The 23,394-nt window shown below is 53.5% G+C and carries 21 protein-coding genes; 11 read left to right on the forward strand and 10 right to left on the reverse strand.

Translation table 11 applies throughout. The features are described 5' to 3' along the window. Positions 1-42: 42 nt before the first annotated feature. On the forward strand, positions 43-1,581 hold the full coding sequence (locus LAT75_RS01260) for a T9SS type A sorting domain-containing protein (protein WP_291480799.1): 1,539 nt from the start codon (positions 43-45) through the stop codon (positions 1,579-1,581). 97 nt (positions 1,582-1,678) lie between these two features. Here the strand turns inward: LAT75_RS01260 and LAT75_RS01265 are convergent, their stop codons facing one another. From LAT75_RS01265 to LAT75_RS01300, 8 genes are all read right to left on the reverse strand, one after another. Next, positions 1,679-3,538, reverse strand: coding sequence for an ATP-binding protein (locus tag LAT75_RS01265; RefSeq protein WP_363320497.1), 1,860 nt, complete (start codon positions 3,536-3,538; stop codon positions 1,679-1,681). A 102-nt stretch (positions 3,539-3,640) separates the two neighbouring features. Then, positions 3,641-4,099, reverse strand: a complete 459-nt coding sequence (locus LAT75_RS01270) for a hypothetical protein (RefSeq protein WP_291480801.1) — start codon at positions 4,097-4,099, stop codon at positions 3,641-3,643. A gap of 63 nt (positions 4,100-4,162) precedes the next feature. After that, the gene (locus tag LAT75_RS01275) at positions 4,163-4,777 is read right to left on the reverse strand and encodes a riboflavin synthase (protein WP_291480802.1); all 615 of its coding nucleotides are present in this window, start codon (positions 4,775-4,777) and stop codon (positions 4,163-4,165) included. Positions 4,778-4,928: 151 nt separating this feature from the next. After that, the gene (gene ribD / locus LAT75_RS01280; RefSeq protein WP_291480803.1) at positions 4,929-6,050 is read right to left on the reverse strand and encodes a bifunctional diaminohydroxyphosphoribosylaminopyrimidine deaminase/5-amino-6-(5-phosphoribosylamino)uracil reductase RibD; all 1,122 of its coding nucleotides are present in this window, start codon (positions 6,048-6,050) and stop codon (positions 4,929-4,931) included. Between the two features lie 136 nt (positions 6,051-6,186). Then, positions 6,187-7,947: a SurA N-terminal domain-containing protein gene (locus LAT75_RS01285; protein ID WP_291480804.1), complete on the reverse strand. Its 1,761-nt coding sequence runs from the start codon at positions 7,945-7,947 to the stop codon at positions 6,187-6,189. A gap of 278 nt (positions 7,948-8,225) precedes the next feature. Further along, positions 8,226-9,149, reverse strand: coding sequence for an MlaD family protein (locus tag LAT75_RS01290; RefSeq protein ID WP_291480805.1), 924 nt, complete (start codon positions 9,147-9,149; stop codon positions 8,226-8,228). Between the two features lie 32 nt (positions 9,150-9,181). Further along, the gene (locus LAT75_RS01295) at positions 9,182-9,916 is read right to left on the reverse strand and encodes an ABC transporter ATP-binding protein (RefSeq protein WP_291480806.1); all 735 of its coding nucleotides are present in this window, start codon (positions 9,914-9,916) and stop codon (positions 9,182-9,184) included. Position 9,917: 1 nt separating this feature from the next. Next, positions 9,918-10,655 (reverse strand): ABC transporter permease, encoded by a 738-nt coding sequence (locus LAT75_RS01300; protein ID WP_291480807.1) that lies wholly within the window; start codon positions 10,653-10,655, stop codon positions 9,918-9,920. Between the two features lie 149 nt (positions 10,656-10,804). On the opposite strand from LAT75_RS01300, the gene porQ reads away from it, so the two are divergent. The 5 genes from porQ to LAT75_RS01325 all read left to right on the forward strand — a co-directional run bounded on the left by porQ (position 10,805) and on the right by LAT75_RS01325 (position 15,749). Next, complete coding sequence (porQ, locus tag LAT75_RS01305) at positions 10,805-11,809, forward strand: type IX secretion system protein PorQ (RefSeq protein ID WP_291480808.1); 1,005 nt, start codon at positions 10,805-10,807, stop codon at positions 11,807-11,809. Positions 11,810-12,024: 215 nt separating this feature from the next. Continuing rightward, a complete protein-coding gene (aroC, locus tag LAT75_RS01310; RefSeq protein ID WP_291480809.1) occupies positions 12,025-13,221 on the forward strand; it encodes a chorismate synthase in 1,197 nt (398 codons plus the stop codon). 17 nt (positions 13,222-13,238) lie between these two features. Next, a complete protein-coding gene (locus tag LAT75_RS01315; protein ID WP_291480810.1) occupies positions 13,239-13,574 on the forward strand; it encodes a tetratricopeptide repeat protein in 336 nt (111 codons plus the stop codon). Between the two features lie 154 nt (positions 13,575-13,728). Beyond that, positions 13,729-14,985, forward strand: a complete 1,257-nt coding sequence (locus LAT75_RS01320; RefSeq protein WP_291480811.1) for a LysM peptidoglycan-binding domain-containing protein — start codon at positions 13,729-13,731, stop codon at positions 14,983-14,985. Then, positions 14,982-15,749, forward strand: coding sequence for a CPBP family glutamic-type intramembrane protease (locus LAT75_RS01325; RefSeq protein ID WP_291480812.1), 768 nt, complete (start codon positions 14,982-14,984; stop codon positions 15,747-15,749). The genes LAT75_RS01320 and LAT75_RS01325 overlap by 4 nt, the downstream gene beginning before the upstream one ends. Positions 15,750-15,774: 25 nt before the next feature. On the opposite strand, the gene LAT75_RS01330 is transcribed toward LAT75_RS01325, so the two are convergent. After that, a complete protein-coding gene (locus tag LAT75_RS01330; protein WP_291480813.1) occupies positions 15,775-16,413 on the reverse strand; it encodes a chromophore lyase CpcT/CpeT in 639 nt (212 codons plus the stop codon). A 218-nt stretch (positions 16,414-16,631) separates the two neighbouring features. Between LAT75_RS01330 and pyrR the strand changes: the two genes are divergently transcribed. The 4 genes from pyrR to LAT75_RS01350 are packed head-to-tail and all read left to right on the forward strand — an operon-like array spanning position 16,632 to position 19,602. Further along, the gene (pyrR, locus tag LAT75_RS01335) at positions 16,632-17,192 is read left to right on the forward strand and encodes a bifunctional pyr operon transcriptional regulator/uracil phosphoribosyltransferase PyrR (protein ID WP_363320498.1); all 561 of its coding nucleotides are present in this window, start codon (positions 16,632-16,634) and stop codon (positions 17,190-17,192) included. Continuing rightward, the gene (locus tag LAT75_RS01340) at positions 17,189-18,157 is read left to right on the forward strand and encodes an aspartate carbamoyltransferase catalytic subunit (RefSeq protein WP_291480814.1); all 969 of its coding nucleotides are present in this window, start codon (positions 17,189-17,191) and stop codon (positions 18,155-18,157) included. The genes pyrR and LAT75_RS01340 overlap by 4 nt, the downstream gene beginning before the upstream one ends. Before the next feature lie 35 nt (positions 18,158-18,192). Beyond that, complete coding sequence (locus tag LAT75_RS01345) at positions 18,193-18,657, forward strand: cupin domain-containing protein (protein WP_291480815.1); 465 nt, start codon at positions 18,193-18,195, stop codon at positions 18,655-18,657. Between the two features lie 12 nt (positions 18,658-18,669). Next, on the forward strand, positions 18,670-19,602 hold the full coding sequence (locus tag LAT75_RS01350) for a class I SAM-dependent methyltransferase (protein WP_291480816.1): 933 nt from the start codon (positions 18,670-18,672) through the stop codon (positions 19,600-19,602). A 76-nt stretch (positions 19,603-19,678) separates the two neighbouring features. On the opposite strand, the gene LAT75_RS01355 is transcribed toward LAT75_RS01350, so the two are convergent. Further along, entirely contained in the window at positions 19,679-22,708 is a 3,030-nt protein-coding gene (locus LAT75_RS01355) for a M1 family metallopeptidase (RefSeq protein WP_291480817.1), read from the reverse strand. 237 nt (positions 22,709-22,945) lie between these two features. Between LAT75_RS01355 and rplM the strand changes: the two genes are divergently transcribed. Beyond that, the gene (rplM, locus tag LAT75_RS01360) at positions 22,946-23,389 is read left to right on the forward strand and encodes a 50S ribosomal protein L13 (RefSeq protein ID WP_291480818.1); all 444 of its coding nucleotides are present in this window, start codon (positions 22,946-22,948) and stop codon (positions 23,387-23,389) included. Positions 23,390-23,394: the final 5 nt, after the last annotated feature.

The raw sequence follows: 23,394 nt of genomic DNA on the forward strand, positions 1-23,394 counted from the left end.
CTTTTTGAATTTAACTCCATCCCAATACAACCCATACAAGTCATGCGATTTACCCTACTAAGTGCAGCAATGATGCTGGCGGTTTTCACCCTTTCTTTTTCTGCGGTTCATGCGCAGGAAAACGGGGAGATTTTCGCGCAGTGGACCTTCGATGAAACCCTTGAACCTTCCCTCGGGGAAGGCAGCGCCATGCTGATTGGCGGAACAAGCACCCACTCAACGACCCTGAACGCCGGCTGGCGGATTACCAATTTCCCTGATCAGTTCGAGGGCACAGGAACGGCCGGCGCGCAGTTTATGGTGAGCACAGTCGGGCTTGAAGATGTTTTTCTCACATTCGGGCACCGCTCGTCGGGTACGATGAGCCGCTGGGCAGAAGTGCAGTACACCACCGATGGCGGCGGAAGCTGGAACGTGCTGGCCAACAACGGCGGCGGCCTAAGCCCGCACGATGTTGTGTATGATTTTGAATTTGATTTCAGCGATGTGGCCGGTGTGAACAACAACCCGAATTTCGGGGTACGCATTGTTTCGGTTTTCTCGCCGGTAGCCTTCAATCCCGAAGAGCCTGATGAAACATTTGCAGCCAACACGGCCTACCATCGGGCGCGAACCGAAGGAACCGGCGGCAATGCTTACAGCGGCGACGGCAACTGGCGCCTGCTGAACGTAACCTTTTCAGCCGGTGCGCCGGAAGATCCTGACCCGGTGCTGCCGGGCGTAGTGGCCCTGTGGACCTTCGACGGCACCCTTGATCCGGTTCAGGGCAGCGGCTCGGCTTCACTCATTGGCGGAACGAGCACGCACTCGGTAACCCTCGGTAACGGCTGGCGCATCACCGATTTCCCGGCACAGTTTGAAGCTTCCGGTACGGCCGGGGCTGAGTTTATGGTAAGCACCGAGGGCTTTGAAAACATCATGTTCAGCTATGGTCACCGCTCGTCGGGTACGATGAGCCGCTGGGCTGAGATTCAGTACACCACCGACGGCGGTGCAAACTGGGACGTACTCACCAACAACGGCGGCGGGCTGAGTCCGCATGATGAGGTGTACGATTTTGAGTTCAATCTCACATCGGTACCGGGGGTGAACAACAATCCTGATTTCGGAATCCGTCTGGTGTCCGTTTTCTCGCCGGTAGCCTTCAACCCGGAAGAGCCCGATGAAGTCTTCCCGCCGAATACGGCCTATCACCGGGCACGTACGCCGGGCACGGGCGGCAACGCCTACAGCGGGGAGGGCAACTGGCGTCTGCTGAACGTCACTTTTATGGGTGATGAAGTGACCACAAGCACCAATCCGGAGCTCAATCTCCCTGCGCAGCTGAGCCTGTTCCAAAACTACCCGAACCCCTTCAACCCGAGCACGCTCATTCGCTATGAGCTTACGGAAGCTTCTGATGTGCGCCTCGATGTGTACAACATTCAGGGGCAGCGGGTCGCTTCGCTGGTGAACGCAGCGCAGGCCGCGGGCACGCACAGCGTCCGTTTCGACGGCGCGCAGCTTTCAAGCGGGGTGTACATCTATCGCCTGCAGGCCGGCAACACCGTACTGACGCGCAAAATGACGCTCATTAAATAAATACGGCTTTCGCCGATAAAAAAAGGTCAGCTTTCCGAAAAAGGAAGCTGACCTTTTGATTTTAGTGCAGGCTGATAAAAAAGAGTCGGAAGAGTCTTCAGTTCTCTGCCGAAATATTATCGGTATTCAGGTGTGTTTTCAGAATGCGGGAAATTTCAGCAAGTGTGAAGGGTTTCTGCATCATATCGTTACTGCCAGCCTCTTTGCTAAGCGCAACCTCATCTTCTCCGCCCGCTGTGAGGGTAATAATCGGAACGGGTTTCAGCCCGTTCTTGAGTTCATAACTTCGAATAGCCCGGATTGCATCGGGGCCATTCATAACGGGCATCTGATTGTCCATAAAAACCAGGTTTGCAGGCTGTTCTTTGTACTTTTGCAGGGCTGTTTGCCCGTCATTCGCTTCAATCATTTCAGCATCCGGAATGAGCTTGGAGATAAACAGCGAGAGCAGATGGGTGTTTATGGGTACATCATCTGCAACCAAAATTCTTGGTGCTTCAATAAGGGGTATGCCGGCAGATGTAAGAGGCTGAATATGGCTGCTCAGCTTGTTTTCTTCAATAAGCGGCTGCTGATTAAGTTCACGGGCATCATAGCCGCTGTGTACCTGAGACCCTGCCTGACTGAGGGGTATTTCAAAATAAAAACGGGAGCCCTGCTTTGGGGTACTCTCAAGCTTTATTTCACCTCCCATCATGGCTACGAGTTTAGCTGAAATAGAAAGTCCGAGCCCGGTACCACTGTACTGCCGGTTTACTTCTGCTTTACCCCGCCGGAATTCATCAAAAATATTCCGCTGATTTTCCGCGGCGATTCCGATTCCGGTATCGGTAACTTCAAAACGTGCTGAAAAAGCGTTGTCGTTTTGCTGTTCAGTCCCTGAAGAGTGTCCGTTGCTTAGATAAAAATGTACGGTTCCGCTGTCGGTAAACTTGATGGCATTTCCGATCAGATTGATGAGAACCTGTTTGAGGCGAACAGAATCAGCCATAAAAACCAGCGGAAAGCCGGGGCTGACTGTCAGTTTAAACAGCAGGCCCTTTTTTCTTGCCTGTAACAGTAAAATATTGGTGACCTGTCGGAGGAAATCTTCGAGTTCTGTTTCGTGGAGCTCAAGCTCCATGCGATGGGCATCAATTTTTGATAGATCAAGAATATCATTGATAATTTCAAGCAGGGAGCGGCTCGAGTTTTCAATCAGATTGATATACTGCATGCGTTGCGAAGCCGTATCAGCGGATCGGAGCAGCTCGGTAAAGCCCATTATGGATGTGATTGGTGTACGGATTTCATGACTCATATTTGCCAGAAAAACTGTTTTGGCCCGATCCGCTGATTCCGCAATTTTCCGGGCTTCGAGAGCTTGTTCTTCAGCTTTTTTACGCAGTTCAAGATCGCGTAGCATGTGCTGCGTAGCTTCATCCCTGGAGAGTTCAAAATAGGAAATCAGTATTACAAGCAACACAGAAGCAATTCCTATATTCACAATTCCTTCAAAGCCAAAAACGCGGTGTTCCCATGTTTGATAATTCATGAGCAGATAGGTAAGCACGTAGGCAGCCAAAATAAGCGTCAACAGCCGGCCCTTTGTGCGGCCGAGCAGAAAATAGGCAACCGGCGGGAACACGCAAATCCAGTACAGTCCGTAGTGATCGTACTCGTTGTAAGGCACAAAATAAAACAGTGCACTAAGGATCAGAATGACCACAATCCAGGAGCCTGTATTCAGTTTACGCGTTTTTTGTACATACACAAAAGCAGCGCCGCTTATTACCAACAGAATGCTGTGCAGAATTACAACTTCAATATAATCAAACACAAAAGTATTGATGCCGATAAACATGACAGATACCGGCATGAGAGTCAGCAGAATCATATTAAGCAGTAATGCTTTGCGGTATTCGGGATGTTGCTTTCCGAAATGACCGCCGCACGTAAGCAAATTATTCAGCGACATTCTGATGAGTTAAAAAGATAGTAATAGCGGCTGCGCACCAATAGTTTGCAGTAAAATCACTTTACGGGATGACCTTAGTAGAGAGAATAATATTAATTTTATTTAATATCCTGAAGCTGTGTTTTCTTCTGCATCGAAGGAACGTGCCGTTTGTAGAAGTGTTAATCTGTCGCCTTTAAATCGGGCAACATAAGTAGTCCATCTGCTGTAAAAAAGGAATTTGAATGTACGGAAACTTAACACCATATCCATGTCCGAATTACTGCCTTCCGGATTGATGGTAATTATATCTACAATAGGCAGCTCCTCATAAAATCTGGCGGGTGCTTTCCCTTTTTCGCGTTCCCAGGCATCAATTACTTTTTCTCTAACTCTATCCATAAACGCGACGGAGTTATTTTGAAAATTAAGATAATAACTCAGTTGCGCTGCTGAGGGCCCCTCATCTGCGGCCACAAAAAAAAGTTCAAAAATCTGCCCTTCTCCAAACCAAAACTGATCATGTTCTTCGTCGTGATAGGTAAGTGTTTCCCGGAGCTCTTCAGGGCTGTTTAAATACATACGGAATCGGTTTCAATAGCATTTTGATGGGTGCCCAAATCTAACAGGCGTAGGTTCGGTGTATTACCTGATGTACTTTTCTGCGGTTATATGGCCTGTTTCGAGGGCGCGGAGCACATATTTGCCAAGAATATCAAACTCGAGGTTTACGCGGTCGCCTGTTTTGCGCTGATGCAGGTTGGTATTATCCCAGGTGTAAGGGATGATGGCAATGGTGAAATGGTCGGTTTGGAGGCGTGCAATGGTGAGGCTGATGCCGTCAACAGCTATACTGCCGCGGGGGACAAGCAGGTGTGCAAATGAAGCATCGAAACCGACGGTAATCAGCCAGTTGGCACCCTCCTCATCAATCTGCTTAATGGTACCTGTAGTATCAACATGCCCCTGCACGATGTGGCCGTCCAGCTTTTTCTGCATGGTAAGTGAGTCTTCCAGGTTTACGATATCCCCTTTTTTCAGATCACCGACGGAAGTTTTCCGAAGCGTTTCTTCAACTGACTGCACGGTGAAACGGTTACCAGAAGTGTACACAACCGTATGGCAGGCTCCGTTAATGGAAACGCTGTCGTCAATTTCCAAAGCGGTAGTAAGATCTGACTCTATAGTGATTTCGAGGCCGCCTTTGAGTGGTTCAAGGGAGATTACCTTTCCTGTTTCTTCAATTATTCCGGTAAACATAGCTTTGTAAAGATTTGGTTGGGCTTGGCGTAGCAAAAAAGTTTGTCTGACTTGTGTCTGATTTGCCGGTCAGGCGAATCAGATATTTTGATTGATAACCAGCCGTGCTGCACCGCACGTTCGGCATCAGGAACACTAAGCTGGAATTAACTTAAAAATAGGCAGTAATGAGGATATCCTCACCTATTGTTTCCATGCTTACACGACTAAGCTTTAAGGCTTCTGCAATGCGTTCAATTCCAAGCCCGATGAATGCGCGGGTACCCCCGCCAAGCAGCTTCGGAGCAACGAAAAGTTCAAGCTTGTCGGCCAGGTTCTGCCGGATAAAAGCGCGTACAAGATCGCTGCCCGGCTCGACGAGTATTGAAGTTATCTGTTCGCGTGCCAGCACGCTCAGGGCCTGATTAAGGTCTGTGTGGCCCTCGCGTGCGTGTACAAGAAGGGTCTGCCCCTGAAAACTTCTGGGGCTTAGCATACGCAGCATAGGGTCGCCCTTTTCACGGAAAGCTTTTTCGTTGTGGGTTACCACATAAGTTCGGTCTTCAAACTGATCGGTGAACAGGTTGAGGTTTTGCGGCAGGCTTAGGGGGCCGTCGATAACGATACGCCTGGGCTGCCTGCCCTGAACATGCCGCACAGTTAACCGGGGGTTGTCTGTAAGGGCGGTGTTGCGGCCAATAAGAACGGCATCATAGGCTGCGCGCCACGCATGTACACGGGCACGGGCTTCTTTTCCGGTTATCCATTGCGAGCTGCCGTCCGGAGCGGCTATGTATCCGTCGAGTGTTTGGGCTACTTTTAGCGTTACAAATGGTTTTCCGGTAGTGATGTAGTGCAGGAAAAACTCGTTTTGCTTGCGGACTTCCTCTTCAAGCAGCCCGGTTTCAACCATAATTCCGGCTTCTCTCAAAAGGCTGATCCCGCCGCCATTTACTTTAGGGTTGGGATCCTGAAGGGCTATTACCACTCTTGCAAGCGGTAGCTCACGCAAGGCAAGCGCGCAGGGTGGTGTTTTGCCGGTATGGGCACAGGGTTCAAGCGTAACGTAAACGGTAGCGCCCAGCAGGGCTGATTTATCCCGTATGCTATCAAGTGCGTTTATTTCGGCGTGAGCTTTTCCATACCGCTCATGAAACCCGCTGCCAATTTCATTTCCATCCCGGTCGGTAATTACACAGCCTACCAGCGGGTTCGGGCTCACAAAACCAGTGCCTTTAGCCGCAAGCCGGATCGCTTTCTTCATGAATTTGTAATCTTCAGGGGTAAAGGCCATGGCAGTAATAAACTTAAGGGGAAGGCTTAGGTATCAGAATGAAGGTAACAGTCGAAAATAGCAGTTTGCAGCCAAAAAAAAGGCAGGTTTTCTGAAATGAAAACCTGCCTTAAATCTTTAGCGGATAGGGGCCATATTACAGCATCATAAGCTGCTGACGGAAATCCTTGATGCGTACCTGCTCCTGAAGCCGTTCAACAAGCTGCTCAGTGAAGGTACGTGTTTTTTGCTGCGTAAGCCGGGTGCGGATGCGATCGCGCTCCGATGAGGTGAGGTCAGCAAGGTCGGCATCTTCTCTTTCAGTAACGACAATAAAGAAAGCCGCGTTTTCGCCGCGCAGTGGTCCCGCAAGGGCCTCAGGCTGGGTTCCGAAAATAGCACCGATAATGCCCGGCTCACGGCCCGCGCCGGAAATGGTTGTGCCGTTCATGCGTATGCCGGAAGCTGTCTGAATGTTGCGCTGAGATTGTTCTGCAATAGCATCAAGGCTGCCTGCACCGGAGTACTGATCGCGAACACGCTGCATCATCAGGTCACGACGTTTTTCGGCACGAACAGCATTTTCCACCTGCTGACGAACTTCATCAAGCGGCCGTACACCAGCTTCTGTGATACGGTCAACAATGAGTACAATAAATCGGTCATCGAGTTCAATTACCGGAGAAATCTGATTGCGGCTTAGGCGCTCAAGCGCGCGGAGGGTAACGCGCGACTCGCCTAAACCAGGCACAAACGGGGCGCCTTTGGTAGCGGTTGCTTCAGAAATGGTGTATCCCTGCTGTTCAGCTTCCCGCTCAAAGCCGTCGAGGCGGGCAAACTCACGGAAATCTTCGGCATTATTCTGCTGACGCGTAATGGTTCGGTCGGCAGCAATTACGCGTGAAAGTACCGCAAAGCTAAGCCGATTGCCTTCGCTGCCGGTTTTCTTAACAAGCGCTACTTCGTTGCCGCGGATGAGCGGTTCACTTACTTCGCCTATTTCCATATCCAAAACAACGCTGAAAGCTGAAGGAACTTCATCACGCTCAACAAGTGAACCCGAGTAAGGCGTGGTGGTGAAGTTCATTTCAACGAACATTGAGTCGTTGGTGCTGCTTGCAAAGTCGTTGCGGAATATTGCGATATCCTGAAGGGCACGCGCGGTATCGTCAGCCGTTGCGGCCTTGCTGAAGCTCACATAGCGGAAGTTCCAGGTGCGCTCACGCTCAAACTGTTTGGCGTTTTCACGGTGCCATGCCCGAAGTTCGCTGTCGGATACCTGAATTTCGCTATCGGAAATATCAGAGTAAGGAAAACGAATGAATGACACAGAAGCTGTGGTGTTGGTGCGGAGGAAATCCTGCTCTATTTCACGGTTGGTAACCATGATAGATGACTGCATGAACTGATTCAGCTTCTGCTGCCGGCGGTTTTCCCGGATCTGATCTTCGATGAGAATCCAGTCAGACTGCGTCTCCGGCTGATCAATCAGCGCACGAAGCGTAGCACGGTCGATCGAACCATCCGGCCTGCCAAAAAGCTGGCGTATGATGGGGTCGGGATTATCGCCAAGGATCGCCTGCACGATTTCCCGGTCAGTAACATTGATGCCGAGCCGCTCCATTTCTCCTTCAAGCGCACGTTCAACAACCAGCTGATTCCAAACGAGTTCTTCGAAATTGGCACGCTGTTCAATTGAAGGCGGATTGCCAGTCTGGCGGGTATAGTTTTCGGTGAATTGATTCAGCCGTTGGTTGTAGTCGTTTTGCATAATCGGGCGGCCGTCAACTTCACCCATACTGCGAGGCCCGGCCTGCAGTACAGAGAAAACGTCGGTGTCCTGAAGCATAAACAAGATGCCAAAAGCAAAGACCAGTACCCAAAGTACGGGCCCGGTGGCACCTCTCATTTTTTCCATGAATCCCATTGCGAATAAGAAACGAGTTTAGGTTTATATCGGAGTCGTTCGGAACAAGTTATTGTGCGGATATAAGCATCTGTTAAACAGAGCTTTACATCAGGGTTGGGTCTGAAGTGCCGCCTGTAACATGAGGAATGCATTTCATCTTTTACTTCACCTGATCCGCTTTAACAAGTATAAAAAGGGCAATCCTTAGTATAGCTTGCAAAAATAAGGCCTTTTACCCCTAATTCAAAGGCTGCATTTGAGAGTGCGACAAGACCATTTTTGAGAGTCTAAAAGATGTCAATAAGCCGCACATGTTTCAGAAAATGGCGGGGATTTTCGTTCAGGTTTTTAATCAGGGTATTGAGGTTGTAGCTCAGGCTGTCAAGATTATTGTATAAGGAAGGGTCATTGATGAGGCGGCCGAGGCTGCCGTCCCCTTCATTAATTTTACGCATTACGTCGCTCAGATCGCGGCTAACCCCATCCATTTCACCGCTTAGCGCTGCAAAACGGCCGGAAGCTTCTTCCAGATTGGCAATAATCTGTTGCAGTTGCTCCTGCTCACCGCTGGTGAGGGTATCGATTGTTGCTGCGGTGCTGCGCAGGTGTGCTACTGTTTCGCTAATATCGTCGCTGCTTTCGGCCAAAAGCTGCTCAACGGCACGCAGGCTCTGGTTGAGGCTTCCGAGGCTCTGCTCTATGTCGGAACGGCTACCGCCGAGCAGCATCTCATCAACCTGCGTAAGTACACTGCTGAGCCGTTCGGTTGTGTTTTCAAGGTTTCGGCCTGAAGTTTCTCCGATTTCTCTCACGGTTCCCATTATGCCTTCATCATAAATGCCCTGAATGCGGCCTCCGGTTGAAAGCAGGGTTCCGGAATCTGAGCGCTCGATTTCTATTGCTTTATCCACTATCTGAAAGGATCTGATATAGGCGACAGAGCCTTCCGGCAATTGGCGTGTGGTATTGAAGCTCATGGAAACCCGGAGGCTGTCAGATTCATCCAGAAACTCGACACGGCGCACGGTCCCGATTTTTACGCCCTGCATAAGCACAGATGAGCCGCTTACTATGCCGTCCACCCGATTGAAGTGTGCATGCAACTCGTAGCTTTGACTGAAAAGCGGGGTTTCCGTCATAAACCGGTAGCCCAGTACGGCCACAATAATTGCTATAAAAATGGTAAGGGCTACCTTAACTTCGTTTTTCATGATGGGAGAAAGCGGGCTTCGTTTTCTGTGGGTTAAATTTGATATTCGCTTGCGCGGATAAAACTGTTGAGCCGGTCGTGCTTTGTTTTGGTCATTTCAGCGATCGGGCCGAACCAGCTCAGTTTTTGTTCATCCAGGAATGCGGCATAATCGGCGATTTCCAGTACGCTGTGCATATCGTGCGTAATCACGATGGATGTAATGTTGAGATTGTCTGAAAAATGGTTGATCAGTTCATTAATTTCATTGGAAGTTTCCGGATCAAGGCCGGATGTTGGCTCGTCGTAAAGCAGGTAGTCCGGCTCGAGTACAATGGCACGGGCCAGACCCACCCGCTTTCTCATACCACCAGATAGCTGCGCAGTTCCTTTTTGACCAATATCAGCCAGGTTCACCATGTCGAGGCAGGTCATTACCCGGTTGTGTATCTGCGGTTCTTTAAGGCTTGTGAAGTAACGAAGCGGAAATGCAACGTTTTCATAAGCGGTGATTGAATCAAACAAAGCAGCTCCCTGAAAAAGAACACCAAAGCGCTGTCTTGTAATGCGAAGATCAACATAGTTGAGATCAAAAATGTTGACGCCGTCAATCAGTACGCTGCCTTCGTCGGGGGTCATCAGTGCGTTGATGTGTTTGAGCAGCACAGATTTTCCGCAGCCGGATTTCCCGATAATTGCCAGGGTTTCACCGTCCGGAACGGTTAGGGAGACATTCTCCCATACCAGATTGTTGCCAAAACTTTTTTTCAGGTTCTTGATTTCAATCATATTACAGCAGAATAATGGCCAGCAGCAAATCGGCCAGCAGTATAAAAATACAGCTCAAAACAGTAGCGTTTGTGGTCGATTTCCCCACACCTTCTGCGCCACCTGAGGCATAATACCCTTTGAAACAGGATATGGAGGTGATGATAAACCCAAATACGATGGATTTGGTCATGCCAAAAATGATATCCCAGGGGAGGAAGTACGTACGGGCACCAAGCAGAAAGTCAGCCATTGGTACCTGCCCTGTAACGATGCCGGCCAGTAAACCACCGGCCACCCCGGTAGTCGCAGCAGCGATATAAATGATAGGAAACATCACATAGCCGGCAAGAACACGCGGTACCACCAAAAAAGAGACACTGTTGAAACCCATCGACTCAAGCGCATCAATCTGCTCGCTCACCCGCATGGTTCCCAGCTCTGTTGCAATGCGGGCACCTACCCGGCCTGCAAGTACAAGCCCGCTGATTACTGCCGCAAGCTCAATAATTAATGACTGTGTAACAATTGCCCCAATGGTTGATTTCGGAATAAAAGCCGAAACGAGCTGATATGAGGTTTGAATGGTTAGAACAGCTCCTGTAAATGCGCCTGCAAGAATCACGATGGGTAGTGAGTCATAGCCGGTTTTGATCATCTCTGAAACAAAATTCCGATAATATGACTTAAACTCCGATGATGACCGAATAGCCTGATAGAGCAGCTGACAGTAGCGTCCGAAATCGTAAAATACCTGCATCTTGTGGGGTTGAGTTCGTTCTGTGAGTGGTAATATACAGGGAATACTTGTAATTTGAAGGCTATTGTTTTTTGGCCGCATACCTTGCCGGCTTGTTGTTTTAATGCCTATTAGCGCTTTTTTTGATGTTTGTCTATTTGCTGAAATGCTTGTCGTTTCCACTAAAACAGGTTCTGCTGCTCTTTGCAGCGGCACTTTTGCTGCTGCCGGCAGCAAGTCCGGGCTTTGCGCAAAACGCAGGCGGTGATGCAGTGTACCGCTTTCTGCTGCTGCCGGGTTCCGCACGAACAGCAGCTCTGGGCGGTAATCACGCAGCCCTGCCGGATGCCGATGCCGCCCTGTTTCTGGCAAATCCCGCCTACCTGAATGCGCAAAACAGCGGCAATCTGTCGCTGAGCTGGCTCAATCACATCAGCGATGTAAATATGGGCGTGGCAAGCACGGCATGGCACTATGAGCCGGTCGGCACCATTGCGATGGGCGTCCGTTTTATTAATTACGGCGACATCCGCCGTACCAGCGATACCGGTCAGGACCTCGGCTCATTTTCCGCAAATGACCTCGCGTTTACGGCCGGCCTCGGTCGTACGCTTGCCCCGAATCTTCGGGCCGGAGCTGCCGCCTCCTTTATCCATTCCGGCTATGATACTTTTTCCTCCTCAGCGGTGGCCGTAAATGCGGGCATCTATTATTATTGGGAAAGCGCCCGCCTGCATATCGGCGCCGTTGTTGCTAATCTTGGTACGCAGCTTTCCTCGTTCGACGGGCGCACAGAAAACCTGCCTCTCGATATCCGGCTGGGGTTCAACCGCCGGCTGGAGTACGTGCCCATCCGCCTTAACCTCACCCTGCACTCGCTCGACCGCTGGGAAATGCCGCTCGCGCTCGATGAAGGCGAAACCCCGGGTTTTTCAACTAACCTGCTGCGGCACATGATTTTTGGAGCCGAAATCCTGTTTTCTGAAAATTTCCAGGTGAGGCTCGGCTACGATCACTTCACTAACGAAGACCTCAAGGTAAACACCCGCCTCGATACGGCCGGCTTCAGCTTCGGCGCGGGCATTCAGTTCAGGGGCTTTGTGTTTGATTTCAGCCGCAGCAGCTTTTCAGAACTCGGCGGCGTTACCCGAATCGGTATTCAGACCTGGCTTTAGCAGTAGCACAGCGGGGTTTGTTTTTCGGGTGATGGTACCCGGCCCTGCCCGGCATCTTCATTACTCATCTTTCCTGCTTCAAAGAGGGCGGAGGTAAATCGTTTTTTTGCTGAATTGAAACCTTTATAATTTGGTTTCTCACGAGTTACAAGCGGCTTGTCCGCTTTTTTAATTTATTTTAGCGGGCACCATTTCTAAACTGACAAAATCAAAGCATGATCAGATATTTAACAGCGGGCGAGTCACACGGCCCGGAACTTACAGGTATTGTTGAAGGCCTTCCGGCCGGTCTCGAAATAACAGCCGAAGGGGTATCCCTGCACCTTGCCCGCCGTCAGCAGGGCTACGGGCGCGGCGGACGCATGGCCTGGGAAAAAGACCTCGTTCGCTTCAGCTCAGGGCTCCGTTTCGGAAAAGCCATGGGAAGCCCCGTAACCATGAGCCTGGCCAACCGCGCCTGGGAGAAAGACGCCGCCAACTGGCCCGTAACCATGAGCCTGGGCCCGGTCGAAAATGAATCCGACATCGAAAAAATTACCCTGCCGCGCCCCGGTCATGCCGATCTCGTAGGCACGCAGAAATACCGCTTCGACGACATCCGCCCCGTGATCGAACGCTCAAGTGCCCGCGAAACCGCCATGCGCGTTGCCTGCTGCGGCACAGCCCGCCTTTTCCTGAAAGCCTTGGGCGTGGAAATCGGCGGACACGTGCTTCAGATCGGGGAGCACGGCTATGAAGGCTGGGATCAGATTCGCGAGGTAGCCGATGCCGCGAGCCGAAACGGTGCTGAGGCCCTCTTTGAAACCGCTGACGAATCTGAAGTGCGCTGCCTGCACCCGGAGCTGAGCGCTAAAATGGTGGATGAAATCAAAAAGTACCGAAAAGCCGGCTCCTCCCTTGGCGGCATCTACGAAATTGTGGTTACAGGCCTGCCGCCGGGCCTCGGCAGCTACGTGCAGTGGGACCGCAAACTCGACGGACTCCTGGCACAGGCCATCATGAGTACGCAGGCCATGAAGGGCGTGCAGATCGGCATGGGCTTCGAAGCCGGCAAACGCGACGGGCGGCGCGTTCACGACGCCATCACCAAAGATGCGGCAACACCCGGCGGTTTTGGCCGGAAAACCAACCGCGCCGGCGGCATCGAGGGCGGCATGACAACCGGGCAACCCCTGCTTATCCAAGGCGTAATGAAGCCCATCCCTACCATGCTCGACCCCCTCGGCACGGTTGATATTGCAACCCTCGAACCCGCCCCGACCCGCTACGAGCGCTCCGACGTGTGTGCCCTGCCCCGGGCAGTTGTCGTAGCCGAAAGCGTAATTGCGCCCGTGATCGCCAACGCCATTCTCGAGAAAACCGGCGGCGACTCCATGGCGGAAATCCTTCCACGCTTTAAACAGCTTTTTTAGCACAAATTTCTGAATACATGAGCAACCATCGCATAGCGCAGCTGAAATCTTTTGTGGAAGCCGACGAACGCGACATGTTCTCCCGCTTCGCCCTCGCCCTTGAATACCTCAAAACCGGCGATACCGAAAATGCCCTCACCCTTTTTCTGGAAATCCGTGAAAAAGAGCCCGGCTATGCGGGTTTGTACTACCATCTCGGCAAGCTGTATCTTCACACAGGAGATACCGAAAAAGCTCTGGCTGCGTTCGGTGAAGGCATCCGGGTGTGTGAACAGCTCAGAGAGCTTCACGCCTTAAAAGAGCTCCGCGAGGCCCGTGCAGCGCTGCTGCTCGAACTCGGCGACGAAGAGTAACACCCGGCCCTTTCCGCTTCTCAGTAGTGCAAAAATCCTGTTCATTATCTGTTATCCGCCGGTTTATCCACATTATATGGTTGAGTTTATGTTCCCGAAGCTGAAGTTTTGCAACCCCGCTACAGCCTTGCTGGCTGTGTTATCTTTTGGGGTGATGCCGTCTTATCAGCCCGTAATGCAGCTCAGTGCCCTGCCCGCCGAAGTTTCGGCGGTTCAAAACGCAGATCGCCGCACCCATACCGTGCAGGCAAGGGAGACCCTCTTCGGAATTGCCCGCCGTTATGAAGTTACCGTACAAAACCTGCGCGACTGGAATGACCTGCAGACCGATGCCCTGCGCGAAGGTCAGCAGCTTTTTGTGGAACCGCCTTTGGAAACTTCACCGACGGCCCCGCAGATCAGGCCGGAAACCGCACCCGCAGCAAGTTCCGGCACAAATGAAGGCCGCCGGGTTCATACCGTTGCGCAGGGCCAAACCATGTTCAGCATCTCGCGGCAGTACGGAGTAAGCGTAAGCGAGCTTCAGGAGTGGAACAGCCTGGCCGCGCCCGATCTGCGTATTGGTCAGCAGCTTTTTGTGGAAGCCCCCCGCTCAGCCCCTGCAGCGCCTCCTGCACAGCCGCGTCCGCAGGAGTCCGCCCCGCAGGAGTCCGCCCCGCAGGAGTCCGATTCTTCAGGTACACAGCTGGAACTTGATCGTGAAGGTCCGCGCTACACCTACCACACGGTGCGCTCTGGCGACACCCTCAGCGGTATTGCCCGTCAGCACGGCATCTCCCTCACAGAGCTCCGAAACCTGAACAACATCCGCGGCGATGTGATCTCCATCGGGCAGCGGCTGGTTGTCGGGCGGGAGGTAAGCGCCCCGCGCGTAACCGGTCTCGGGGTTGAATCAACCGCGCAGGGCCGTTTTTATACCTACACGGTGCAGCGAAACGAAACCCTCGCCGCCATTCTGCGGGTGCATCAAATGGATGAAAAGGATTTTCAGGCGCTGAATCCGGGGCTTGGTGCGCAGGATATCCGCACCGGACTCGAGCTCGTGCTGCTTGCTCCGCCCACGGTAACGCACCGTAACCCGTACCGCCTGCGCGATACAGCTGCCAACGGCAACGGCACCCGGGATGCCATGCCTGCTACCGTGTACAGCACCTCCATGCGGGGCATGGTTACCACAAGCGGCGAGCTTTACAATCCGGCCCACCTCACGGCCGCACATCCGTCGCTGCCGCTGGGCAGCGTGGTACACCTGCACAACCCCGATAAAAATCTGGGCATCTTCGTGCTGATCAACGACCGAACCACCGACAGCCGAATCCGGCTCAGCGATGCCGCTTTCCGTGCCCTGCGCCTTGCCGAGAGCGAATCCCCGCGTGTGCTTATCGATACCCGCACCGATGCTGATTCGTGAAAACCTACCACAAATACACCGCCTCGCTCACCTACAGCTTCATTGCCTGCCTGCCGCTGCTTGCGCTGTATGAGCTGCTGATTTTTATCTCTCAGCCGGACTCGGAAGCTATGGTCCGGCTCTCGGCCGATATCTGGATTCGCAGCCTGCTGCTGCTCTTTGGCGAAAACACCCTGCTGCTTACTCTTGCCCTAACCCTCGTGTTGGGCGGGGTTATTTTCTACCTCGAGCGAAACAAGAAGTACACCCTCAAACAAAGTTATTTTCTGGGGATGGTCGCTGAGTCGGTTATCTGGGCACTGTTGCTTTGGATGCTGGTTTCCCAACTCGTCGGGGTGATGTTCGGGATGGCAGCCGTATCAGCGGACGGGGAACTGTTTGGGATGCATACGCTCCTTGCCGCCGATGCGACCGGCCCGGGAAGCTTCACCCGGCTGCAGATGCTCGCCCTCTCTATCGGTGCCGGACTTTATGAGGAGCTGATTTTCCGCGTGGTACTCGTGTACAGCCTGCTGTGGATTTTTTCGAAGTTCATGAGCAGGAACGGGGCCTTTGCGGCTGCCATTTTGCTCGGCGCCGCACTCTTCAGCCTGGTGCACTATGTGGGCACTTTCGGCGATCCCTTCACCCTGCCCTCGTTTATGTTCCGCATGCTGTTCGGGCTTGCGCTGAACGGGCTGCTTTTGTTCCGGGGCTTCGGCATCACCGCATGGACGCACTCCATGTATGATGTTATTCTGGTGATGTTTTTCTGGCAGGGCTGAGATCACATCACCCTAAAAAACGCATTCAGTTAATCCGCAGGAAAACGTAGCCCCCGCTAACGGAGCCCCAAACCTGCTCGCCCTCTGCGCTGAAGCCGCGGTCCCAGGTTTCCATGCCGGCTTCGGTAATCGTGACCTCGCTTGTGGCAAAGCTCGCCCCCTGAAGGCTGCTCGGGCACTGATCTTCGAGGGTGCTGCCGCGAAATTCGCCGGGTCCGGCAGCCTCGAGATAAACGGCACAGCCGCTGCGGTAGCTCAGGATATCAGCATCAAAGGCATCAAACAGCTCCGGGCTTAAGTGCGCACCTACAAAATCCTGCTCGTTAATCAGGGTGAAGACATCGCTCACAAGCCGGCCTTCATCATCCCTGAAAACGTGATACACGCGCTGCCGGTAGGGCTCATTTTCGCGCCCGATCATGGCCTGCTCCACATAAAGCCAGCGGCCGCGATCTTCCCATATCTGCGCCATGTGCAGGATGATGGGGAAAAAAGCTTCGTCGGCTTCAGCCTGTGCCTCAGAGCTGAAGGTGCCCTGCATAAAACCGAAGAGCTCATTGAGCCCGGCATCTTCCGCTTCACCGCTTTCTGTGCTGCACGATGAAGAGAACGTGACAGCGGCAAAGGCCGCCACGGCCAGAAAAAGGGGCAGCAATTTTCTCATATTAGCGCAATTTGATTTTTTGAGGCAGGATTGTGGTGCAGGCAATTTAATAAGGCGTGTTTTGGCAGGTGCACCGTTAAATGTATCGGAGGCATGGTATATCTGCTAAAATAACGCAATCAGCGGCTGACCTGCAAATCATCAAAGCGCCCCCAATTTGAGGTCGGGATTCCTTAACTTGCAGCCAAGCCACCTCAGCCTTCCACCACCGTATTACTATGGACAAAACTTCCAAGCTACTGGGCGAAACCGAGCTCAGGCGTATTTTTGAGCGCTTTGCCTTTCAGTTCACCGAGCCGTACGACGACCCAGCGCAGATTGCGATCATCGGCATGCAGCGCCGGGGCGTATTTATAGCGCAGCGGGTGCGGCGCATCATTCAGGAAAAGCTGGGCACCGAAATACCGTTTGGCGTGCTCGATGTAACCTTCTACCGCGACGACTTCCGCACCGCTATGAAGATGCCGGAGGTGCAGATTACTGATATTCCGTTCGACCTGTACGGCCGCCACATTGTACTGGTTGATGACGTGCTCTACACCGGCCGTACGGTTCGCGCCGCCCTTGAAGCCCTCATGAGCTTCGGGCGCCCGGCAAGCATCCGGTTTTGCTGCCTCATCGACCGCGGGCACCGCGAGCTGCCTCTTGCGCCGGACTACACCGGCATGTACGTGCCAACGCACACAACGGAAGAAGTTCAGGTGATGCTCTCCGAAATCGACAACGAAGATTCGGTGTACATCGTAAAACGTCCGGAAGCAAAGGAGGCCGGGAAATGAGCACCGAAAACCTGCATCCCGACCGTGTTTCCGCCCCCGATTACAGCTTCGGGCAGCCGCACCTGATCGGCCTGGCCGACTACTCACCCGACGACATCCGCTATGTGCTGCAGCAGGCCGCCTATTTCCGCGAAGTTCTGGAGCGGCCGGTGCCCAAGCTGCCGACCCTGCGCGACAAAACCATCGTTAACCTGTTTTACGAAAACAGCACCCGCACCCGCATTTCGTTTGAGCTCGCCCAAAAGCGCATGGGCGCCGACGTGGTCAACTTCAGCAGCAGCTCTTCAAGTGTTAAAAAAGGGGAGTCGCTCAAAGACACCATCCGCAACATCGAATCCATGAAAATTGACATGGTTGTGGTGCGGCATGAGAGCCCCGGGGTGCCGCATTTCCTCAAGCGGTGTGTGGATGCGGCCATCATTAATGCCGGCGACGGCGCACACGAGCACCCGACGCAAGCGCTGCTCGATATGTTTTCGATGCAGCAGGTGAAGCCCGCCATTAAGGGCCTCAAGGTGGTTATCATCGGCGATATACAGCACAGCCGGGTGGTGCGCTCGAACATTATCGGGCTCACCAAACTCGGAGCGGAGGTCATTCTCTGCGGGCCGCGTACCATGATGCCGCTGTTTGTGCACGAAATGGGCGTTACGGTTTCCCACAATCTGGAAGAGTGCCTGGCCTGGTGCGATGTGGCGATGGCGCTGCGCATACAGCTGGAGCGGCAGGAGGGCGGGCTTTTCCCGAGCCTGCGCGAATATCACGAGCGTTTCGGCATCCGGATGGAACACCTCGAGCGCTACCCCGATTTTACGGTGATGCATCCCGGGCCCATTAACCGGGGCGTTGAGCTGGAAAGCGATGTGGCCGACAGCGACCGGGCCGTCATCCTCAGTCAGGTTACCAACGGTCTGGCGATACGCATGGCCGTTTTGTATTTGCTGAGCGGCCGCCGCGAGCTTTGAGCGCATCCTTCACCCTAAAAAAACAAAAAAAGAACATGGCTGAAAAACCAACCGAACAAGAGAGTGACTACATCCTGAAGCTGGTCGGGAAACACCTGAACCTGAGCGTGATGAGCTTCGGGCAGGACATCCGCTCGGTGGTGCGCATCGACAAGCGCCCCGGCATGTACGGCGGCAAAGGCGTGGTGTACCTGCTGCAGATGTTTGACCGCCGCGAGCTGGTGAACAACCGCATAGGCTGCTACATGGTGCTGCCGGAAAAAGGCGATGAAAGCGGGCTGCATCAGCACGGCAGCCGCAAAGAAGAGGAGCTGTACGTGGTGATGCACGGCGAGGGCGTGTACCGCGACCGCGCCGGCGAGCACGGGCCCGTGCGCGAAAAGCGCATCACTAAAGGCGAAATTACCGCCGTGAAGCACGAGGGCTGGCACGGGGTCGAAAACATCTCCGACACCGAGCCGCTTATTTTATTTGTAATAACAACCAACGAGCCCGACTGAGCCAGCTGAGCTGTGAAACAAATCTTAAAAGCGTATCTGAGAAAAAAGCTGAATTATGACGGTGTCGTTGCGGAACGTAACATGCTTCGTGAGAGGCTTGCTGTTATTGATAAGCCGGATGCATTTGCGCCTGCGGGACACTTTTACTCGCCCTATCCTGATTTGGATCAGATTCGGAAGGATGAAGACCGTATTTTTAGCACGCAGAAGCCGGAATTGCCGGGCCTGGAACTTCGCGAAAAGGCACAGCTTGAGCTGTTGAACGAGCTTGCTCCGTACTATGCGGAACAACCCTTTGGCTCCGAAAAGAAGAACGGACTACGGTATTTTTTCTTAAATGAAGCTTATTCGTACTCTGACGCCATTTTTCTCTACAGCTTTATCAGGCATCTGAAGCCGCGAAAAATCATTGAGGCAGGCTGCGGCTATTCTTCTTGTGTGATGCTTGATACGAACGAGCTTTTTTTCGGGGGAAGCATTCAGACAACGTTTATAGAGCCTTATCCCGATACCCTGCTGTCCCTTATTAAGGAGCAGGACAAGCAGCAAATTGAGCTGATTTCAAGCCGCCTTCAGGATGTGGATGTTTCTGTTTTTGAGACCCTCGGCCCCAATGACATTTTTTTTATTGATTCCACGCACGTCAGTAAAGTGGATAGCGATGTGAATTACATCTTCTTTGAAATTCTGCCGAGGCTTGCAACAGGGGTATATGTCCATTTTCATGATGTCTTTTTCCCGTTTGAATATCCCAAACAATGGATTTATGAGGGGCGAGCCTGGACAGAGGCGTACCTTTTGCGGGCTTTTTTGCAGTACAATTCTGCTTTTCAGGTTGAGCTGATGAATACGTTTATGCATCAGCTTCACCCTGAGTTTTTTGAAGAAAATATGCCGCTCACCCTGAAGAATACCGGCGGCAGTATATGGATTAAAAAATTGTAGAAGTTCCGCTTAAAATAGATTGAAGGCCGGTCGCAGCGGGTTTATTTCGCGCTGCGACCAGTTTTTAAAAGAAAAATTAAAACGCCTTGCCGACACCTATCATCCACCTTGAGGTGGGTTCGAAGTCGTTGGTGTCGCCAGCCTGATGCAGATAGAAGGGGCTGCGCAGCGCTACGCGCAGGCCGCTGAGCAGCGCGCTTTGGCCGGTATAGCGGGCGGAGCGGGGCAGCTCGCTGAAATCGAACACGATGCCGGCGCCAGTCGAGGCCAGCCAGGGAGAAGAAGCCGAAGGCAGGCTGAAATCCGTGGCGAAGCTGCCGTCCCAGGCGAGGCCGGTGCCGGAGAAAACTTCGAGCTCAAACGCCCGCTGATTGCCGCGCAGGAAAGGCCGGTAGCTCTGCCAGACCGAAAAGGCGAGCATATTGTTGCCGGTGAGTCCGCTGCGGCCGGGCGTGTGCAGGCTGTAGCCGGAGAGAGCGTTGCCGCTGTCGAAGCTGAGGCGCGCATCCTCATAAAAGAGGCCGTCGATGTTGGCGGTTGCCGTGAAGGCGCGGTTTTGCCAGCGCTCGATGGCGGTGCCGCTGCCGAGGTTGTAGCGCTGCTGCTGCGCCATCTGCCCGGAGCCGCCGGCTGCCTGAAGCCCGAAGCGCACGCGGTAGCGGAAATCGCTGCTGAACCAGGTGTAGCCCGCCCGCAGCTGTACCTGCTGCGCGGCGCGTTCGCCGTAAAAAGTGGCGGTTTCGGCCCGCAGCAGGATGCCGGTTTCGGACACATCGCCCTGCTCAAAACTGAGGCCCGCCCCGATGAGGCTGCCGCGCTCCCACTGCGCGGATAGGGCGCCGATCTGCCGGTTTGCGTCTTTGTTGAGGTGGAAGGCATCGAGGCTGAGCACCCGGCGGGTTCGCTCCAGCCGCCCGAAGCGGCCGAGGCGCCGCTCAACGGCAAGCCGTTGATGGTGCACGCCGTAGAAGCGGCCGGTTTCGGCCTGCCACCAGCTGTCGGGGCCCAGCAGCGGCAGCCGGTCGCGCCAGCTGAGGCGGTAATCGGCATCAAGGTTCGAGGCGGAGGGATCTTCGAGGGTGCCGGTTGTGAGCCACAGCTCGGCATCCAGCGCTTTGGTGTTGAACAGGTAGCGCCCGCTGAGCCTGCCGCCGACACGCAGCCCCGCCCGCTCGCCGTACCACAGCGCCGGCCTTACACCGGTCTGATAGGTGTTCCAGTCGGGTTCGGGCACCTGAAAAGCGTTAAACTCCGCCGGAAACGGCCAACGGTTGTTGAGCCGGTTGATGTCGGCAAGACGGTTACTCGGGTCGATTTCGGCAGCCGTTACGAGGGCCGGGCGGCCTTCGAGGGTGAATTCGTAAGTGGCGTGGGTCCACGGCCAGGGTTCGAGCACGGTGCGGGGAATATCCGGATGCTCATGCGCCTTGATGCCCAGCTGCTGCTGCGTGGGGATGTAGATGAGCTCCTGCGTGCCGTCGGCATAGGTGAGCAACAGATCGACCGGCATGTGGAAAATGCCGTCGCGGGAGAGGCGGATGGTCGTGTTTCGGCCCGCATTCCGCACGCGGTCTATGCCGATGTCGATGGTGCGGGTGGAGTAGAGCATTTCATCAAAATACCAGCGCAGCTGCATGCCACTTTCCTCTTCTGCAATGCGCTGAAAATCGACCGGGGTGGGGTGCCGCATCGCAAAATCGCGGTAATACCGCTGCATGGTTCGTTTCATGGCGTCCCGGCCGATGATGTACTCCAGCTGATGCAGAATGAGGGATCCTTTGCGGTACGAAGCCATCGAGTAGGCCGCGTTGGTATCGTAGCGGTCGGCATGCTGACCCATGTATTCTTCGAGGCCGTCGTGCACCAGGCGCAGGTAGGCGCGGTAGGTGGATGCGTGCGGATCGCCCGGCAGCTGAAAAAGGTGCCACATCACCAGATCGCTCATGTAAACGGTGAAGCCTTCATCCATCCAGTGGTAGAGGGTTTCGTTGGTGGCCAGCGTGCTTTGGTACCACATGTGGATGAGCTCGTGAACCGTAACCCCGACCAGGCTCCACAGCGGCCTGTGACCAGTAATGAGGGTGCCCATGGGGTACTCCATGCCGCCGTCGCCACCCTGAATAATGGTGAACTGCTCGTAAGGGTAGGGCCCGATGTATTCGTTCATGAAGCGGAAGGCTTCGGCAGTGAATTCGCCCAGCATTTCCCAAAAGCGGGTTTCGGGGCGCTCCACATAGAGCATGTGGATGCGGGGGGAGCCTTCTTCTTCGTGGATGACGTGTATAAACTCGTCGTGGGCGCCCCAGAAAAAATCGATGACCTCCGGCGCGAAGAAGTGCCAGGTAAGCTCATCGCCCTCCGGAAGCTCGAGGGGGAGCTCCGGATCTTCGTAGCCGTGCCCTACCTGCTGCGGATTCTGCAGGTAGCCGGTCGCGCCGAGGGTGTAGTTGCGGTCGATGGTGATGCGCACGTCAAAATCTCCGAAATTGCCGTGAAACTCGCGCGCCACGTAGGGCGGCGTGTGCCAGCCGTCCTGATCGTATGCCGCAACTTTCGGGTACCACTGCGACATCGAATAGCGGATGCCCTCGCGGTTGTCGCGACCGGTGCGGCGGATCTGAAGCGGTACCTGCGCTTCGAATTCCATTTCAAAAATGACGGTTTCGCCGGGCAGGATTGGGCTGCTGAGGTTAACGCTCAGGATGGTTTCGCTTACTTCAAACGAAACGGACTGCCCGTTTTGCTTCAGGGAGAGGATGTTCTGAAACCCGATTTCGTCTTCAGTGAGGTGGTAAATCCGGTCCCGTACGCGTCCGTCGGGATCGATGATGGTGCGCGAGCGCGTATCCATCATACTGCCCGGCTGAAAGGCATTGTAGTAGAGGTGGTAGAAAAAGCGGTGCAGCGTATCGGGGGAGACATTGTGGTAGGTCACAAGCTGAGAACCGGAGAATTGGTTGGTTTCCACATTCATGCGGATATCCATCTCGTAGTCGACTCTTTGCTGCCAGGCTGCATTTTGCGCAGTAAGAGCGGGAACGAGCGGAGTAGCAAATAAAAAAAAGAGGCTTAAAATAAAGGCAGCAGCAGCGTACCGGAAGATCATAAGTAGCGTGAATTAGAATGGATGATGAACAGGTTTGCGGGGCCGGACAGCGGCCGGGAGCGGCAAGAAAAGGAGGTGCGGGCTGGATGAATCAGGGCATCAGTAGCTGATTGCAAAGAAATGAATTAAGTGATATATTTCCAAACTTTGCAAAAATCGAAGCAATATCGAAACAGGGTTCTGAAAACCAGTCGTTTAAGGCTGGAATGAAGCGCCCGAAACCACATCAAAAAAACAATGAAAAGCCCATATTTCAAAACATATTCAGCCAAGCCGGATGATATTGAGAAAAAGTGGATTTTGGTTGATGCTGAAGGTGAAGTATTAGGCCGTCTTGCCAGCAAGATAGCTATTATTCTTCGCGGAAAGCACAAACCTGAATTTACCCCTCATATGGATACCGGCGACAATGTAGTCGTTATCAATGCTGAGAAAATCCGTCTTACCGGTAAAAAAATGACCGATAAGCAGTATTTCAGCTACAGCGGTTATCCCGGTGGTGAGCGTTTTACTACGCCAGCCAAACTGTTGGAGAAGAAGCCGACAGATGTGATCACCAAGGCAGTTAAAGGGATGCTTCCCAAAAACGCGCTTGGTCGTCAGCTGCTCAGAAATCTGCGTGTATATGCCGGCCCTGTGCATCAGCATACCGCTCAGCAACCGGAAAAAGTAACCCTCTGATACGA

It is taken from the genome of Cyclonatronum sp., from assembly GCF_022565315.1.
In the GTDB taxonomy this organism is placed as follows: domain Bacteria; phylum Bacteroidota; class Rhodothermia; order Balneolales; family Cyclonatronaceae; genus Cyclonatronum.